At 46.8% G+C, this 15,626-nt stretch carries 14 protein-coding genes; 11 read left to right on the top strand and 3 right to left on the bottom strand.

Going from position 1 to position 15,626, the window contains the following annotated elements:
- Positions 1-134 precede the first annotated feature (134 nt).
- Both glgP and malQ read left to right on the top strand, forming a co-directional pair.
- Complete coding sequence (gene glgP / locus P7M01_RS05155) at positions 135-2,504, top strand: glycogen/starch/alpha-glucan family phosphorylase (protein WP_317483378.1); 2,370 nt, start codon at positions 135-137, stop codon at positions 2,502-2,504.
- A gap of 80 nt (positions 2,505-2,584) precedes the next feature.
- Positions 2,585-4,663, top strand: coding sequence for a 4-alpha-glucanotransferase (gene malQ, locus P7M01_RS05150; protein WP_317483379.1), 2,079 nt, complete (start codon positions 2,585-2,587; stop codon positions 4,661-4,663).
- Between the two features lie 108 nt (positions 4,664-4,771).
- Here the strand turns inward: malQ and P7M01_RS05145 are convergent, their stop codons facing one another.
- On the bottom strand, positions 4,772-5,671 hold the full coding sequence (locus P7M01_RS05145; protein ID WP_317477198.1) for an aldo/keto reductase: 900 nt from the start codon (positions 5,669-5,671) through the stop codon (positions 4,772-4,774).
- 17 nt (positions 5,672-5,688) lie between these two features.
- A complete protein-coding gene (gene mobA, locus P7M01_RS05140) occupies positions 5,689-6,321 on the bottom strand; it encodes a molybdenum cofactor guanylyltransferase MobA (RefSeq protein ID WP_202936486.1) in 633 nt (210 codons plus the stop codon).
- 67 nt (positions 6,322-6,388) lie between these two features.
- On the opposite strand from mobA, the gene P7M01_RS05135 reads away from it, so the two are divergent.
- The 9 genes from P7M01_RS05135 (at position 6,389) to P7M01_RS05095 (ending at position 14,783) form a co-directional block, all read left to right on the top strand.
- Positions 6,389-6,658, top strand: coding sequence for a YihD family protein (locus tag P7M01_RS05135; RefSeq protein WP_202936485.1), 270 nt, complete (start codon positions 6,389-6,391; stop codon positions 6,656-6,658).
- A gap of 10 nt (positions 6,659-6,668) precedes the next feature.
- Positions 6,669-7,286, top strand: a complete 618-nt coding sequence (dsbA, locus tag P7M01_RS05130) for a thiol:disulfide interchange protein DsbA (protein ID WP_317483380.1) — start codon at positions 6,669-6,671, stop codon at positions 7,284-7,286.
- A gap of 13 nt (positions 7,287-7,299) precedes the next feature.
- Positions 7,300-7,629, top strand: a complete 330-nt coding sequence (locus P7M01_RS05125) for a DUF413 domain-containing protein (RefSeq protein WP_202936483.1) — start codon at positions 7,300-7,302, stop codon at positions 7,627-7,629.
- An 80-nt stretch (positions 7,630-7,709) separates the two neighbouring features.
- Entirely contained in the window at positions 7,710-8,543 is an 834-nt protein-coding gene (locus P7M01_RS05120; protein WP_317483393.1) for a DUF5718 family protein, read from the top strand.
- A 136-nt stretch (positions 8,544-8,679) separates the two neighbouring features.
- Positions 8,680-9,729, top strand: a complete 1,050-nt coding sequence (gene citC / locus P7M01_RS05115) for a [citrate (pro-3S)-lyase] ligase (protein WP_317483381.1) — start codon at positions 8,680-8,682, stop codon at positions 9,727-9,729.
- Positions 9,730-9,948: 219 nt separating this feature from the next.
- Positions 9,949-11,226, top strand: a complete 1,278-nt coding sequence (locus tag P7M01_RS05110; protein WP_317483382.1) for an SLC13 family permease — start codon at positions 9,949-9,951, stop codon at positions 11,224-11,226.
- A gap of 153 nt (positions 11,227-11,379) precedes the next feature.
- Positions 11,380-11,646 (top strand): oxaloacetate decarboxylase subunit gamma, encoded by a 267-nt coding sequence (locus tag P7M01_RS05105; protein ID WP_317480435.1) that lies wholly within the window; start codon positions 11,380-11,382, stop codon positions 11,644-11,646.
- A 19-nt stretch (positions 11,647-11,665) separates the two neighbouring features.
- On the top strand, positions 11,666-13,468 hold the full coding sequence (gene oadA, locus P7M01_RS05100) for a sodium-extruding oxaloacetate decarboxylase subunit alpha (RefSeq protein WP_317483383.1): 1,803 nt from the start codon (positions 11,666-11,668) through the stop codon (positions 13,466-13,468).
- A 10-nt stretch (positions 13,469-13,478) separates the two neighbouring features.
- Positions 13,479-14,783 carry a sodium ion-translocating decarboxylase subunit beta gene (locus P7M01_RS05095; protein WP_202936477.1) on the top strand — a complete coding sequence of 435 codons (1,305 nt, stop codon included), beginning with the start codon at positions 13,479-13,481 and terminating at the stop codon, positions 14,781-14,783.
- Positions 14,784-14,873: 90 nt separating this feature from the next.
- On the opposite strand, the gene P7M01_RS05090 is transcribed toward P7M01_RS05095, so the two are convergent.
- Positions 14,874-15,623, bottom strand: coding sequence for an amino acid ABC transporter ATP-binding protein (locus P7M01_RS05090; protein WP_317483384.1), 750 nt, complete (start codon positions 15,621-15,623; stop codon positions 14,874-14,876).
- Positions 15,624-15,626: the final 3 nt, after the last annotated feature.

Raw genomic sequence — 15,626 nt, 5'->3', positions numbered from 1 at the left:
AGATAAATCCCCCTCCTTTTGCATTTCAACTACTTCCCGATAATCATACTAAATAAGATGATTTCAGGGATGATTTGCTTTTATTCGGATTCCACATAATAAACGACAACTAATTTCTAATTTAGGAGCTTCCTATGACATTTCAATCAATTGTAGAAAAATATTGCCGTTATTTCGATGTAGCGGATCCCAAACAATTCACCTTACAACAATGGTATCAAATTGTTGCCGAAGGATCACTCGAATTAGCTTACAGCCAACCGGCCGTCAAACCTGCGGAATCCCGCCATGTTAACTACCTGTCTATGGAGTTTTTAATCGGTCGTTTGACGGGAAATAACCTGATGAATTTGGGATATTACGAACAAATTCGTGACTATCTTAAACAATATCAGGTGGAATTAGTAGATGTTTTAGAACAAGAACGCGATCCGGCGCTCGGAAACGGCGGTTTGGGACGCCTTGCCGCTTGCTTTCTAGACTCTATGGCGGCCTTGGGACAAAATGCTACGGGTTACGGTCTGCATTACCAATACGGTTTATTTAAACAAAGTTTCGCCGACGGTATGCAAAAAGAAACGCCGGATACCTGGGATCGCAATAGCTATCCTTGGCATCGCTTCAACCCGTCGAAAACCCGTCTTGTCGGTTTTGGCGGTAAAATCAAACATATTCAAGGGGATCATTACGAATGGTCACCAAAACTGACGATTCAAGGCAAAGCCTTTGATTTGCCGGTTGTCGGTTACCGCAATAATATTATTCAGCCTTTACGTTTATGGCAGGCGGACAGCGATCAATCCTTTGATTTTGACGCTTTCAACGAAGGTAAATTCCTCAATGCCGATAAAACCATCGTCAATGCCGCCGCGCTGACTCAAGTGCTTTATCCGAACGATAATCATAAAGCCGGCCAAAAATTACGCTTAATGCAGCAATACTTCCATTGCGCCTGCTCCGTTGCCGACATTTTAGAACGTCATTTTGCCGAAGGCTATCAATTGGCGGATTTTGCCAAACGTCAGGTTATTCAGCTTAACGACACTCACCCGACACTGGCCATTCCGGAATTAATGCGCCTGTTGTTGGACGATTATCATCTTAACTGGGATCAGGCCTGGGACATTTGTGCCAACACCTTCGCCTACACTAACCATACGTTATTGCCGGAAGCCCTCGAACAGTGGGATCAACGCTTATTCAAACAATTACTGCCGCGTCATTATCAAATCGTGGAAAAAATTAATGATATTTTCCATCAGAAAGTGCGGTCGGAATTTGGCGAGAATTCTAAAGTATGGGAAAAACTTGCGATTCTCTTCGATTATCGCGTGCGCATGGCTAACCTTTGCGTGGTAACCTGTTTCCGGGTTAACGGCGTGGCGCAGATTCACTCCGATTTATTGGTTACCGATTTATTCCCGGAATATAACAAATTATTCCCGGGCAAATTCTGTAACGTGACAAACGGTATCACGCCTCGTCGCTGGATTCGTCAGGCTAACCCGCAATTAAGCGATTTATTGGACCGCACCATCAAACAGGATTGGACCAAAGATCTGGAATTGCTGGCCGGAGTGGAAAAATACGTGGACGATGCCGGTTTCCGCGAAGAATATCAGGCTATTAAACGTCATAACAAAGTCGTACTGGCCGATGAAATCAAGCATACTTTAGGTTTACAGGTGAATCCTGACGCCATTTTTGACGTGCAAATTAAACGTTTCCACGAATATAAACGTCAACATTTAAACTTGCTGAACATCATCGCCGATTATCAATCCTTAAAGGCCAATCCGAATCAGGATTATACGCCGCGTGTGTTTGTGTTTGCCGGTAAAGCGGCGCCGGGTTATTATCTGGCGAAGAATATTATCCATGCCATTAACAATGTGGCGGATATTATCAATAATGACAAACAAGTCAGCGATCGCCTGCAAGTGGCGTTTTTACCGGATTATCGCGTCAGCCTGGCGGAAAAAATTATTCCTGCCGCCGACGTATCGGAACAAATTTCCATGGCGGGGAAAGAAGCGTCCGGCACGGGTAATATGAAGCTTGCGCTCAACGGTGCATTGACTTTAGGCACTTTAGACGGCGCGAACGTAGAAATCGCCGAAATGGTGGGCGAAGAAAACGTCTTCATTTTCGGGCATACGGTAGAAAGCGTGCGGGAATTGTTAGCCAAAGGTTATCAGCCGAAAAATTACTACAAAAAAGACAGCGTATTGAAAAATGCGGTGGATTTCTTAGCGCACGGAAAAGCCTCCAAAGGCGACAAAGAGACGTTCAAATTAATGCTGGACAGTCTTCTTGAACGGGATCCGTTCCTGGTATTTGCCGACTTTGACAGCTACCGCCGGGCACAACAAAAAATCGGCAACGCGTATTTAAATCGGGAAGCCTGGTTACGCAGCGCGATTTTAAACACCGCCCGTCTGGGTACCTTCAGCTCGGATCGCTCCATTCGTGATTATCAACAACGCATTTGGTTGAAGAAATAATCACTTTCAGGCGGCTTCTTCCCGAGAGGAAGCCGTCTGCTTTTCCAATGTACCTGAAGTGTAAGCCATGGAGAAAAATAATGACAATAACAACCAAGCAATTCCGCCGTGCAGGAATCATGCCTTATTTCTTCGATGAACGAGGCGTGAAAAAATGGGCGCCGTATAACATTAAAAAAGCGCTCTTCAACACTTTTGACGGTAATATTCAAGCTTCTTCCGTTCCTATTCCTGCGGTAAAAATTCTTTATCAAAATCGCCCGCACTTTTTGCCGTTTAATCTGGCGGATAAAAAACATCCGTTAAAAGGTCGTTGGCAACTGCAATTGGAAAACAGCCAATCGGTGATTTCCGGGTCTGTTAAGGCGCGCGGAATTAACTTGCCGAAAGATTTGCCGTTAGGCTATCACCAACTGCAATTGCAAAGCGGCGGTAAAGTTTTTAACTGTACGGTGATTGTTGCGCCGCAAGCCTGTTATCAACCGCAGGCATTGCGCGAACATAAAAAATTATGGGGAACCTTTTTACAGCTTTATACCTTAAAATCCGAGCAAAACTGGGGAATCGGCGATTTCGGCGATTTGAAAAAATTCCTGCAAAATCTTGCGCCGTTCCAGGCGGATTTTTTAGGCTTAAACCCGATTCATTCGCTTTTCCCCGCTAATCCCGATTCGGCAAGTCCTTACAGTCCGTCTTCTCGTCAGTGGCTGAATATTGCTTATATTGATGTGAATCAGTTAGCCGAATTCCAGCAAAGCGACGAAGCGCAGGCTTGGTTTCATTCCGCCGAAGTACAGAAAAAGCTCACGGAATTGCGCCAAGCACAGTGGCTGGATTACGGCAAAGTGATTCCGCTTAAACTGAAAGGGTTGCGTTTTGCCTTCAAAAAAACTAAGCAAAATCCGACCGCACTTTCCGTTCGACAATTTGCGCAATTTGTGCAACAGGGCGGAGAAAGTCTGCAGGTGCAGGCGACTTTCGACGCTCTTCATCAGTATTTGGCCGAGCGGTTTGATAATCAATGGGGCTGGGATTTTTGGGCTAAAGAATATCAGGATTATCATTCTCCGGCGGTGCAACAATTCCGCGCCGAACATCAGGAAGATATTGAGTTTTATGCATGGCTGCAATTTATCGCCGATCAACAGTTGGCGGAATGTGATGCGGTTTGCCGGCAACAAAATATGCGCATCGGCATGTATCGCGATTTAGCGGTGGGCGTTACGGGAAGCGGCGCGGAAACCTGGAACGATAAACGGCTTTATTGTTTAAAGGCTTCCGTCGGCGCGCCGCCCGATGTGTTAGGTCCGCAAGGACAAAACTGGGGCTTAACCCCGATGAATCCGCATGTGTTAAAACAGCAAGCCTATCGTCCGTTTATCGATCTTGTTCGCGCCAATATGAAACATTGTGGGGCATTACGTATAGACCACATTATGTCGTTGCTTCGTTTATGGTGGATTCCGAAAGGCGACAGCGCGGTGAACGGCGCTTACGTACGTTATCCGGTGGACGATTTAATCGCCATTCTCGCTCTTGAAAGCCAACGCCACCAATGTTTAATCATTGGCGAAGATTTAGGTACTGTGCCGAAAGAAATCGTCAGCAAATTAAAAAATGCCGGAATTTTATCTTATAAAATCTTCTATTTTGAGTTTGACGAACAAGGACAAAGCCGGGATTTGCAAACCTATCCTTATCAAGCCATGACGACTTTAAGTACTCATGATTTGCCGACCATCAGCGGCTATTGGCGCGGTTATGACTTTGAATTAGGGGAAAAATTCGGCGTGTATCCGAATCCGAAAATTCTGGAGATTTTACAGCGGGATCGCGTGCGGGCTAAAACCCAGATTTTACGCCGATTACGGCAACATCATGTGCCGGTAGAAGCGGAAATTAGTGCGGAATTAGGTTCTCCGGCGAGCAAAAAATTTATTTATCGGTTACAAACCTATGTGGCCCGTGTGAGCAGCGGTTTATTCGGTTTCCAACCGGAAGACTGGCTTGGCATGAGCGAACCGGTCAATATTCCGGGCACCAGTACTCAATATGCCAACTGGCGCCGCCGTTTAAGCGCAAATATAGACGATATGTTTGCCGATACGGATATTCGGAAGCTGTTAAAAGAAGTGAACGATATTCGTCAGAAAGAATAATGGCGGGCGTTTGTTGATAACGGACGTTCGAAATTAAATTATTTTTTCCGCCGATAGTTTTCGATAAATCCACGCCGCCCTTGCTTTGCTAAAGCGGGGCGGCGGATATTACGGAATATCATGCTCCTGAGCGGCCACGTAAACCTTAATCCATTCTTCTTCGGTGAAGGAAATTTGCAGCGCGTCCGCCGCACTTTTCATTCGTTCGATTTTACCGGAACCCATAATCGGCATAATGTTCGCCGGATGCGCCAATAACCAGGCGTAAGCCAAGGTATCCAAACGGGTTTCGCCCTTCGTTTCGCCGATTTCGAGCAATGTTTTTTGCAGCGCCCGGCTGTTTTCGTCCTGATTGAACAAACGACCGCCGGCCAGAGGAGACCAAGCCATCGGTGGAATCCGTTTTTCCAGTAAAAAATCCAAGGTACCGTCATCAAAAGCTTGACGATGAAGGGGCGAAATCTCGATCTGATTCGTCATTAACGGCTGTTTCACATAGGATTGCAGCATAGCGAATTTAGCCGGCGTATAATTCGATACCCCGAAATAACGCACTTTTCCGGTTTGATGAAGTTCGTCAAAAGCCCGTGCGATTTGTTCGGGATCCGCGCAGGGAGAAAGGCGGTGAATCAGCAATACGTCCAAATAGTCGCATTGCAGTTTTTCGATGGAGCGTTGCGCCGACCACATAATATGCCGGTAGCTGTTGTCATAATGGTGAGATTTTATCTCGGGCAATTCTTCGTTAGGATACAAAATTCCGCATTTCGTTACCAAAGTCAGTTGCGCGCGCAAGGATTTATCCAGCGCCAGCGCCCGTCCGAATTCCGCTTCGGACGTAAAAGCGCCGTAACAAGCGGCGTGATCGAGGGTATCGATGCCGAATTCCAATCCTTGCTTGATAAAAGTAAGCAATTCCTGCGGCGATTTTCGCCAGCTCTTTAACCGCCAGAATCCTTGAATTAATCGACTGAATGTTAAATCGGGAGCCAGTTGAATATGTTGCATAAGGCACTCCTTCTTGATTAAGCGGATTGTAAATCTTCCGGGCTATTAAAATTACGAAAAGCCGGTTTCTGTTCGGAAAAGTCCACAGCGACGGCATGTTGGCGGTTTAAAAAATGCAGCATGCGCCGTTCGCCGGCGGCCAGATATTCCGCAAGTGCGGTCAATAATTGACGAGAAATTAAACAAAAAGTGGGATGTTTTTGTTCGCCGTCGCAGGCGTAAGCCGCTAAAACGTCCGATTGTCGGCGATTGCTCGCTGATTCGCAGCCGCCCTCGCAATCAAGGTTCAAAAAAACATCGTTTTTTTTGACCGCACTTTTTAATTTTTCCAGCAAATTTAGCGGCAAAAACGGGCAGTCGCAAGGCACGAACAGCACATAATCCGTGCCGGCTTTTTTTAATCCCGTCAGCATGCCGCTTAACGGGCCCTGATAATCGGCGAGTTCATCGCAAAAAACCGGCAAACCGAATTTTTCATAGTCCGCCAAATTACGGTTGGCATTAATGGATATGTCGGAAATCTGCGGTTGTAAGCGTTCAATTACGTGCTGAATCAGCGGTTTTCCATGAAATTTTTGCAAGCCTTTGTCCGCTCCGTTCATGCGTCTTGCCAAGCCGCCCGCTAAAATCACCGCGCTTATTGTCATCATTGTTTGTCATTCGCCTCTAATTCAAGTATTATGCACCGCTAGCTTATTTATATTAAAGGAAATGATTATGAAATGTCATCGTCTGAATGAAGTTTTGGAACTTTTACAGCCATACTGGTCTAAAAAAGACCCGGAAATGAGTTTAATGCAGATTTTGCAAAGCATCGCGGATGAAGCGGGATTTGATAAACCGTTAACGGAGTTGTCGGACGAAGTCATTATTTATCAGTTGAAAATGCGTGATGCGGATAAGCTGGAACCGATTCCCGGCATTAAAAAAGATTACGAAGAAGATTTTAAAACCGCATTATTAAAAGCGCGCGGTATTATTAAATAAGGATATTTTCATGAAGAAAATGCTGTTTACCTTAATTGCGGCGACAACCGCCGCGATGTCATTGCATGTTCAGGCCGCCGAATTAAAAGAGGGCGAACAATATATTACGGTGGCGCAAAATCCTTCCTCTGAGCCGGAAGTGATTGAATTTTTCTCATTTTATTGCCCGCACTGTTACAGTTTCGAAATGACCTATAAAATTCCGGAAAAAATCAAAGCCGGCCTGCCGAAAGACGCTTCATTCAAACAATATCACGTCGATTTTTTAGGACCGCAGGGTGAAAATCTCACTCGCGCCTGGGCATTGGCGATGGCGTTGGGTGCGGAAAGTAAAGTGAAACGGGCGCTATTCGAAAGTGCGCAGGCAAACGCATTGCGTTCAATGGATGATATTCGTCAGAAATTCATCGATAACGGCATCACGGCGGAACAATTCGACGGCGGCATTAACAGTTTTGCCGTCAACGCGCTAGTGAAAAAACAACAAAATCTGGCGGAACAGTTTAAAGTGCAGGGCGTACCGGATTTTTACGTTAACGGTAAATACCGGGTGAACGCAGAAGGTTTATCCCATGATGATTTTGTGGGCGATTACGTAAAAACAACAATCGAATTATTAAAAAAGTAAGTGAGGAATGAAAATGGCAGAAAGCTTTAGCGTAGAACGTCGTTTTTTCGATGATAAAAATTATCCGCGCGGTTTTGCTCGTCACGGTGATTATACCATCAGAGAATCTCAGGCGTTGGAACAATACGGTCAAGCGTTTAAAGCGTTGGAACTCGGCGAACGCAAACCGAAAACCGACGAAGAAAAAGCATTTGTGGCCTTCTGCAAAGGCGAACGTCAACCGGAAACTTTCTTTGAGAAGACCTGGAATAAATACCGCACCCACATCAGCACGACCAAACGTGTTTATACTCTCTCAGGCGTCGTGGGTGACAATCTGGACGAAATGACCAATGCGGATTAATTTCCGTACGATAAAAGGCTTGGATATTCCAAGCCTTTGTTCTATGGTAGGCTATATTTCTAAGCGAAAGGAAAACAATGATGAACAATGAGAAATTTATCGGTTTGGGCGTGGCGGGCAATTTTGCCGGACACCTCGAACAAGCCGGCGAAGCCGCGGATTTTGCGAATGTCAAAACTCAGGAAGAGGTTCAGCCTAAAGCCATTTTTCCGTTTTATGTTCCTGCTGAAAAGCCGGATGAATCGATGCAGTTTTTATCGATATATCCCGTTTCCGCCGATCGTTTAACTTTCCCGAATGATGCCGATAATTTGCAAATCGAACCGGAAATCGCCTTAATCTGCGAGGTCAAATATTCGGGGCAAAAAGTGACCGCACTTTATCCGACTCATTTTGCCGCCTATAACGATTGTTCAATCCGCCGCCCTAACGCCCGTAAGATTTCCGAAAAGAAAAATTGGGGCGCGAATTCAAAAGGTTTGTCCGCCACCCGGATTGCGTTGGATAAATTTTCCGCCGGCGGCAACATCGACGCCTATCGCATTGCCTGTTTCCACAAACGCGACGGCAAATTGAACGAATACGGGCAGGACAGCCAAGCCGTGGGTTACAGTTATTTTCACCAAAAATTACTGGATTGGATTGTCGATCGCATGAATAATCAACCGGACGAAGGCCCGATGAACGATATCGCCCGTTTGCTACGGCAGGCGGATTATCCCGCTAAAGCCATCATCAGTATCGGCGCCACGCGTTACACGCCGTTTGGCGAAAGTCATTATTTACAACCGGGCGACATCAGTATAGTGGCGGTTTACAACGGCGAAAAATACCATCACGCACAGATTGCGGAAATGGCGAAAGAAGAATGCTTTGCACCGGATATTTCCGCATTGATACAAAAAGTCGTGTAAAAAAACGTGGCTTTTTTATGCGTGATCGCCGGTGCGATTACTTATGGCTTCGCCACCGTTGGCAAAGCCAACGTTCAAAAAACGTTGCTTTTTTTGACCGCACTTTTGTGCCGTTTATCTGTTTGACGGAGAAAATATGACATATAACATCGGCAAAGTGAGTCCGACCAATCATAAAGAGCTGGCGGAAATCGACCAATTACTGGCGCAGGAAGGCATTCGGCGGGATCAGAATTTGGATTACACCTGCGCCATGTACGATGACGAGGGCAACATTATCGCCACCGGCAGTTTGTTTGCCGACAGTTTGCGGTGCCTGGCGGTATCGGCGGCGCATCAGGGCGAAGGATTGATGAATCAAATCGTTACCCATCTGATTAACGAACAGTTTGAGCGCGGTCGTTTTCATCTTTTTCTGTATACCAAAAGTTGTGCGGCCAAATTTTTCTCCGGTCTGAGTTTTTATGAAATTGTCAACATAGACGGCAAAATTGCGTTTATGGAAAACCGTCGTAACGGTTTTGCGGATTATTTGCGGAAACTTGCCGAGGAATCGCCCGAACCGCAGGCCGGACAGCGGATTGCCGCCATTGTGATGAACGCCAATCCTTTTACTTTGGGCCATCAGTATTTGGTGGAAAAAGCCGCGGCGGAAAATGACATCGTGCATTTGTTTATGGTGAGCGAGGATCAAAGCCTGGTGCCCTTTGACGTGCGCAGAAAATTGATTCTGGCGGGCGTGGCGCATTTGCCGAACGTGATTTGTCACGACAGCGGTTCTTATATTATCAGTTCCGCCACTTTTCCGAGTTATTTTCAGAAAGACGATGATGCGGTGATCGAAAGCAATGCGCTGGTAGATGTGAATGTTTTCGTCAAAATTGCGCAAAAACTGGGAATTCAGCGACGTTATGTGGGCGACGAACCTTTCAGCCATGTCACCAATATTTATAATCGGATTATGCAGCGGCAACTGCCCGAATCCGGTATCGAATGCATCGTGTTGCAACGAAAAGCCGTTGACGGGCAAATTATCAGCGCTTCCGCCGTGCGTCAGGCAATCAAGGGTGACGATTGGAAGAAATTGAACAGCATGCTGCCCGTTTCAAGTTTGCGTTTTTTAGCAAGCGACGAGGCAAAGCCTATTATCGATAACATTAAACAAACATCGGATGTATCCCACTAACTTTATGATAAATAAGGATTTTTTTTATTTTCATCAAAAAACTTCGTCAATTTTGACCGCACTTTTTAAATGCCGAGGCATGTGAATAAAACGAAAAAAACACATCAAAACTTGTTGTAGATCAAAAAAGAATAGACGTAAAGCCTGTATTGTTAGGCTTATCTCTTATAAAGATATATATGAGTTAAGCAATAAGACAATTTGACTGACGGAGTTTTTATGACCCCAAGTGCTATTACGCTTTGCTTCCTTGTTTTTGCGATCATCATGTTCGCATGGGAGAAATTACCTCTTGCCGTGACGGCAATGGTTGTCAGCGTCGGTTTGGCTTTAACCGGCGTTTTACCGACCCGGGACGCTTTCATGGGATTTGTGGACACCAACGTGATTTTATTCGTTGCCATGTTCGTTATCGGCGGCGCCTTGTTTGAAACCAGCATGGCGAACAAAATCGGCGGAATTGTCAGCCGTTTTGCTTCCAGCGAACGTAAACTAATGGTGGTTTTAATGGTGATTACCGGTGTGATGTCCGGCGTGCTGTCCAATACCGGTACCGCAGCGATTCTGATTCCGGTGATTCTGGGGATTTCGGCTAAATCGGATTTTGCCCGTTCCCGTTTATTAATGCCGATGGCCTTTGCCTCCACCTTGGGCGGGAATCTTTCCCTTATCGGTTCGCCGAATAATCTGGTGGTTCAGGGCGTTTTATCACAAACCGGCGAAAAGTTCGGTTTCTTCGAGTACGGTGAAATCGGTTTGCCCGTTCTGGTTTTCGGTATTTTATATTTTGCATTTATCGGTTACCGTTTATTGCCTTCCAATTTGAATCTGCATGTGAATGAGGAAGAATATCAGGCTTACCATAACCATCACAACCACATTCCGAAATGGAAACAGTGGCTTTCGCTGGCGGTATTGATCGGAACGCTGATGGCGATGGTATTTGAAGATTTTATCGGGGTGAAATTGTATTTGTCCGCTTGTGTGGGCGCGTTGATTCTGGTGATTATGCGCGTGATAACGGAAAAACAAGCTTATCAGGCCATTGACAGTCAGGTTGTGTTTTTATTCGCCGGAACTTTAGCCCTGGCAAACGCTTTACAAACCACCGGGGCGGGCGCACAAATCGCCCATACCATTCTCGGCTGGTTAGGCGCTCATCCGAATTCCTATTTGTTGCTGTTTACCATTTTGGTGCTGAGCTGTCTGCTGACCAATTTTATGTCCAATACGGCAACGGCCGCATTGCTTGCACCAATCGGGCTTTCCATAGCCAATTCTCTGGGCGCGGATCCGAGAGCGGTATTAATGGCGGTTGTGGTGGGCTCGTCCTGCGCCTTCGCGACACCAATCGGTACGCCGGCAAACACTATGATTCTTTCTGTCGGCCATTACCGTTTTGCGGATTATGCCAAGGCCGGGGTGCCGCTCATTATTGTGACAATTGCGGCGGCTATGATTTTATTACCGATTTTATTCCCGTTTTTTCCATCCTAGGCATGGCATTTTAAAAGGCGCGTTATTTATCGCGCCTTTTAATCGGGTGAAAATGAAATTTTTAAGAATTTGATCTGTATCACAACATTTCTGGTCAATAATAGCTAGAATGCGCAAATCGATGTTTCTTTGTTAACAAAAAAGGACTAACCAATGACTCCAGCAGAACTCTTTGGTGAAGGGATTAACCTGATGCTTTCGGGTATGGGTTTTGTAATTGTATTTTTGCTCATTTTAATTTGGGCAATCAGCCTGATATCAAAACTCATAAACCATTTTTTCCCCGAACCCGTTAAACAACCTAAAACTTCGCAAAATTCGCCCGCACTTTCTGCGGCGCCGGTCAGCGATTTAGAACGTTTACGTCCCGTCATCGTGGCGGCTATCGCCCATCATCGCCGTTCTCAAGGCTTAAATTAAAATAGAAGGAATTTTTATTATGGCTAAAAAAATTAAAATTACCGAATTAGTACTTCGTGATGCCCACCAATCTCTTTTCGCAACACGTTTGCGCCTTGATGATATGTTGCCGATTGCGGCGGAATTGGACAATATCGGTTATTGGTCATTGGAAGCCTGGGGCGGCGCGACATTCGATAGCTGCATCCGTTTTTTAGGCGAAGATCCTTGGGTGCGTTTACGCGAATTGAAAAAAGCCTGTCCGAAAACGCCTCTGCAAATGTTATTACGCGGCCAAAATTTATTAGGTTATCGTCATTATGCCGATGACGTGGTGGATCGTTTCGTCGAACGCTGCGTGGCAAACGGCATGGACGTTTTCCGGGTATTTGATGCGTTAAACGACCCGCGCAATATGAAAGCCGCATTACAGGCGGTGAAAAAACAAGGCGGCCACGCACAGGGTACGTTAAGTTATACCACCAGCCCGGTTCACACGTTACAAACCTGGTTGGACACGACCGAACAATTATTGGAAATCGGTGTGGACAGTCTGGTTATCAAAGATATGTCCGGCATTTTAAATCCGATGGCCGCCGCCGAACTTGTGGGTGAAATCAAAAAACGTTTTGACGTGGAATTACATTTGCACTGCCACGCCACAACCGGTATGTCAGAAATGGCCTTGCTGAAAGCGATTGAAGCGGGCGTTGACGGCGTGGATACGGCGATTTCCTCGATGTCCGGCACCTACGGTCATCCGGCGACGGAAGCCATTGTCGCAACTCTGCAAGGCACGGCGTTTGACACCGGATTAGATATTCCTCGGCTGGAAAAAATTGCCGCTTATTTCCGTGACGTGCGTAAAAAATATGCGAAATTCGAAGGTCAGTTACGCGGCGTAGACAGCCGTATTTTAGTAGCGCAAGTGCCGGGCGGTATGTTAACCAATCTTGAAAATCAACTCAGACAACAAAATGCATCGGATAAACTTGACCAAGTATTGGAAGAAATTCCGCGCGTCCGTGAAGATTTAGGTTACATTCCGTTGGTTACGCCGACTTCGCAAATCGTGGGAACCCAGGCCGTGATTAACGTATTGATGGGCGAACGTTATAAAACTATCGCTAAAGAAACCGCGGGCGTCTTGAAAGGCGAATACGGTAAAACGCCGGCACCGGTTAATGCCGAGTTACAAGCGCGGGTGTTAGAAGGCGCGGAACCGATGACCGATCGTCCGGCCGATCATCTTGAACCGGAAATGGCGAAAATCGAAGCGGATGTGATTGCCCAAGCGCAAGAAAAAGGCGTGAAATTGGCGGAAAATACCGTGGATGATGCGTTAATTGCGGCGTTATTCCCGCAAATCGCCTGGAAATTCTTAGAAAATCGTAATAATCCGGCAGCCTTCGAACCGGCACCGACCGCAGAAAGTGCGGTACAAAAAACGCAAGAAAAAGCGGCGCCGAAAGCGCAGTCCGGTTCTGCGGTTTATACCGTTGAAGTGGAAGGCAAAGCCTTTGTGGTAAAAGTCAGCGAAGGCGGTGATATTTCAGCCATCGCATCGGTAGCGGCACCTGCGGCACCACAAGCCGCACCGGCTGCTGCGGTACCGGCTTCTTCGGCGGGTGGTGTTCCGGTTACCGCGCCAATGGCCGGTAATATCTGGAAAGTGGTGGCAAGCGAAGGTCAGGCTGTGGCGGAAGGCGATGTGTTGTTTATTCTTGAAGCCATGAAAATGGAAACGGAAGTGAGAGCGGCGCAGGCCGGTACCGTTCGCGGTATTCAGGTGAAAGCGGGCGACAGCGTCTCCGTCGGCGACGTTGTGATGACCTTGGCATAAGGAGCAAATAATGGAGAGTATTATTGCATTAATCCAAGGTACGGGAGTAATGCACATGGAATGGGGGCAAGCCGTAATGATTGCCATCAGTGTGCTGTTATTGTGGTTGGCCATCTCGAGAAAATTTGAGCCTTTGTTGTTATTGCCAATCGGTTTTGGCGGGCTGTTATCCAATATTCCGGAAGCCGGTTTGGCGATGACGGCATTGGAAAACCTGTTGCATTTAGGCTCGCCCGAACAAATCGGCGTTATTGCTTCGGAATTAGGTGTGGCGGCTGATCCCGCCACCATCAAAGCGGCGCTGTCTTCTGTTCCGGCTTCGACGGTTAACCAGCTTGAAGCGCTGTCTGTGGATATGGGGTATTCCGCCGGGATTCTGGCTTTATTCTATAAAGTGGCCATCAGTTACGGCGTGGCGCCGCTCATTATCTTTATGGGCGTAGGCGCGATGACCGATTTCGGTCCGTTATTGGCGAATCCGAGAACCCTGTTGTTGGGAGCGGCGGCACAATTCGGTATTTTCGCCACCGTATTGGGAGCCTTAGCGCTGAACTATTTCGGTATTATCGAATTTACTTTGCCGCAAGCGGCGTCTATCGGGATTATCGGCGGTGCGGACGGTCCGACGGCCATTTATTTGACCAGTAAACTCGCCCCTGAATTGCTTGGTGCGATTGCGGTCGCGGCATATTCTTACATGGCGTTGGTTCCGCTTATTCAACCGCCGATTATGAAAGCGTTAACCACGGAAGCAGAGCGTAAAATCCGAATGACGCAATTACGTACGGTAAGCAATACGGAAAAAATCATGTTCCCGATTGTGTTGTTGTTGCTCGTGGGCTTATTGCTTCCGGATGCGGCACCGTTGCTGGGGATGTTCTGTTTTGGTAATTTGATGAGAGTGAGCGGCGTGGTTGATCGTTTAAGCGATACCACACAAAACGCGTTAATCAATATCGTGACGATTATTTTGGGATTATCCGTCGGTTCAAAACTGATTGCGGATAAATTCCTGCAACCGCAAACGCTAGGAATTTTGTTATTGGGCGTAATCGCCTTCTGTATCGGCACGGGTAGCGGTGTGTTGATGGCGAAACTGATGAATAAATTCAGCAAAAACAAAATCAATCCGCTTATCGGTTCCGCCGGGGTTTCTGCGGTGCCGATGGCCGCTCGCGTTTCTAACAAAGTCGGGTTGGAAGCGGATAATCAGAACTTCCTGCTTATGCATGCCATGGGGCCGAATGTGGCCGGCGTAATCGGTTCCGCCATTGCCGCCGGGGTTATGCTGAAATATGTGGCGGCGTTTATGTAGGCAAAAAACGTTGTAAATTTTGCCCGCACTTTTCTGCATAAAAGGCTGCAAATTTATGTTGCAGCCTTTTTTATGAATAAGAATGGAGAATTAGTGGGAACGTAACCGGTGCAAAAACGCTTTTGTGCGTTCGTGCTGCGGATTGTCGAATAATTGCTGCGGCGAACCCTGTTCTACAATCACGCCGCCGTCCATTACAATCACCAAATCCGCTACATCTAAGGCAAATTTGATTTCATGAGTTACCACCACCATGGTCCAACCTTCTTTGGCAAGGGATTTCATGGTGTCCAGCACATCCTGTACCAATTCCGGATCAAGGGCGGAAGTGGGCTCGTCAAACAGCATCAGCTCCGGTTGCAATGCCAACGCGCGGGCGATTCCCACCCGTTGTTGCTGACCGCCCGAAAGTTGGAACGGATACCAATCCGCTTTATCGGACAGCCCTACTTTTTTAAGCAATTCCAACGCTTCCTGACGGGCTTGCGGCGTCGGTTTGCCTTGCACCTGAACCGGGCCTTCCATCACGTTTTCCAATGCGGTTTTATGGGGAAACAGATTGTAATTCTGAAAAACTATACCGGATTTGCGACGTAAGGCAAGAATGTCTTTTTTCGACGGTTTTGCCGCGAAATTTATCGATAACGGATTGGCGTTATCAAACTCAATCGTTCCTTGTTCCGGCATTTCCAGCGCATTTAAACAGCGTAAAAACGTCGTTTTACCCGAACCGGAAGGGCCGAGGATAACCACCACCTCACCTTTGGTGATGTCCAAATCGATACCGCGTAAAATTGTGTTGTCACCGAAAGATTTATGAATATTTCTGACTTTAATCATGTT

Source organism: Exercitatus varius, from assembly GCF_029577735.1.
GTDB lineage: Bacteria > Pseudomonadota > Gammaproteobacteria > Enterobacterales > Pasteurellaceae > Exercitatus > Exercitatus varius.
This window is presented reverse-complemented; position numbering and strand designations above follow the sequence as displayed.

Coding starts and splice junctions, on each gene's coding strand:
- glgP (WP_317483378.1), top strand. CDS start 135: ATGACATTTCAATCAATTGTAGAAAAATATTGCCGTTATTTCGATGTA.
- malQ (WP_317483379.1), top strand. CDS start 2,585: ATGACAATAACAACCAAGCAATTCCGCCGTGCAGGAATCATGCCTTAT.
- P7M01_RS05145 (WP_317477198.1), bottom strand. CDS start 5,671: ATGCAACATATTCAACTGGCTCCCGATTTAACATTCAGTCGATTAATT.
- mobA (WP_202936486.1), bottom strand. CDS start 6,321: ATGATGACAATAAGCGCGGTGATTTTAGCGGGCGGCTTGGCAAGACGC.
- P7M01_RS05135 (WP_202936485.1), top strand. CDS start 6,389: ATGAAATGTCATCGTCTGAATGAAGTTTTGGAACTTTTACAGCCATAC.
- dsbA (WP_317483380.1), top strand. CDS start 6,669: ATGAAGAAAATGCTGTTTACCTTAATTGCGGCGACAACCGCCGCGATG.
- P7M01_RS05125 (WP_202936483.1), top strand. CDS start 7,300: ATGGCAGAAAGCTTTAGCGTAGAACGTCGTTTTTTCGATGATAAAAAT.
- P7M01_RS05120 (WP_317483393.1), top strand. CDS start 7,710: ATGAACAATGAGAAATTTATCGGTTTGGGCGTGGCGGGCAATTTTGCC.
- citC (WP_317483381.1), top strand. CDS start 8,680: ATGACATATAACATCGGCAAAGTGAGTCCGACCAATCATAAAGAGCTG.
- P7M01_RS05110 (WP_317483382.1), top strand. CDS start 9,949: ATGACCCCAAGTGCTATTACGCTTTGCTTCCTTGTTTTTGCGATCATC.
- P7M01_RS05105 (WP_317480435.1), top strand. CDS start 11,380: ATGACTCCAGCAGAACTCTTTGGTGAAGGGATTAACCTGATGCTTTCG.
- oadA (WP_317483383.1), top strand. CDS start 11,666: ATGGCTAAAAAAATTAAAATTACCGAATTAGTACTTCGTGATGCCCAC.
- P7M01_RS05095 (WP_202936477.1), top strand. CDS start 13,479: ATGGAGAGTATTATTGCATTAATCCAAGGTACGGGAGTAATGCACATG.
- P7M01_RS05090 (WP_317483384.1), bottom strand. CDS start 15,623: ATGATTAAAGTCAGAAATATTCATAAATCTTTCGGTGACAACACAATT.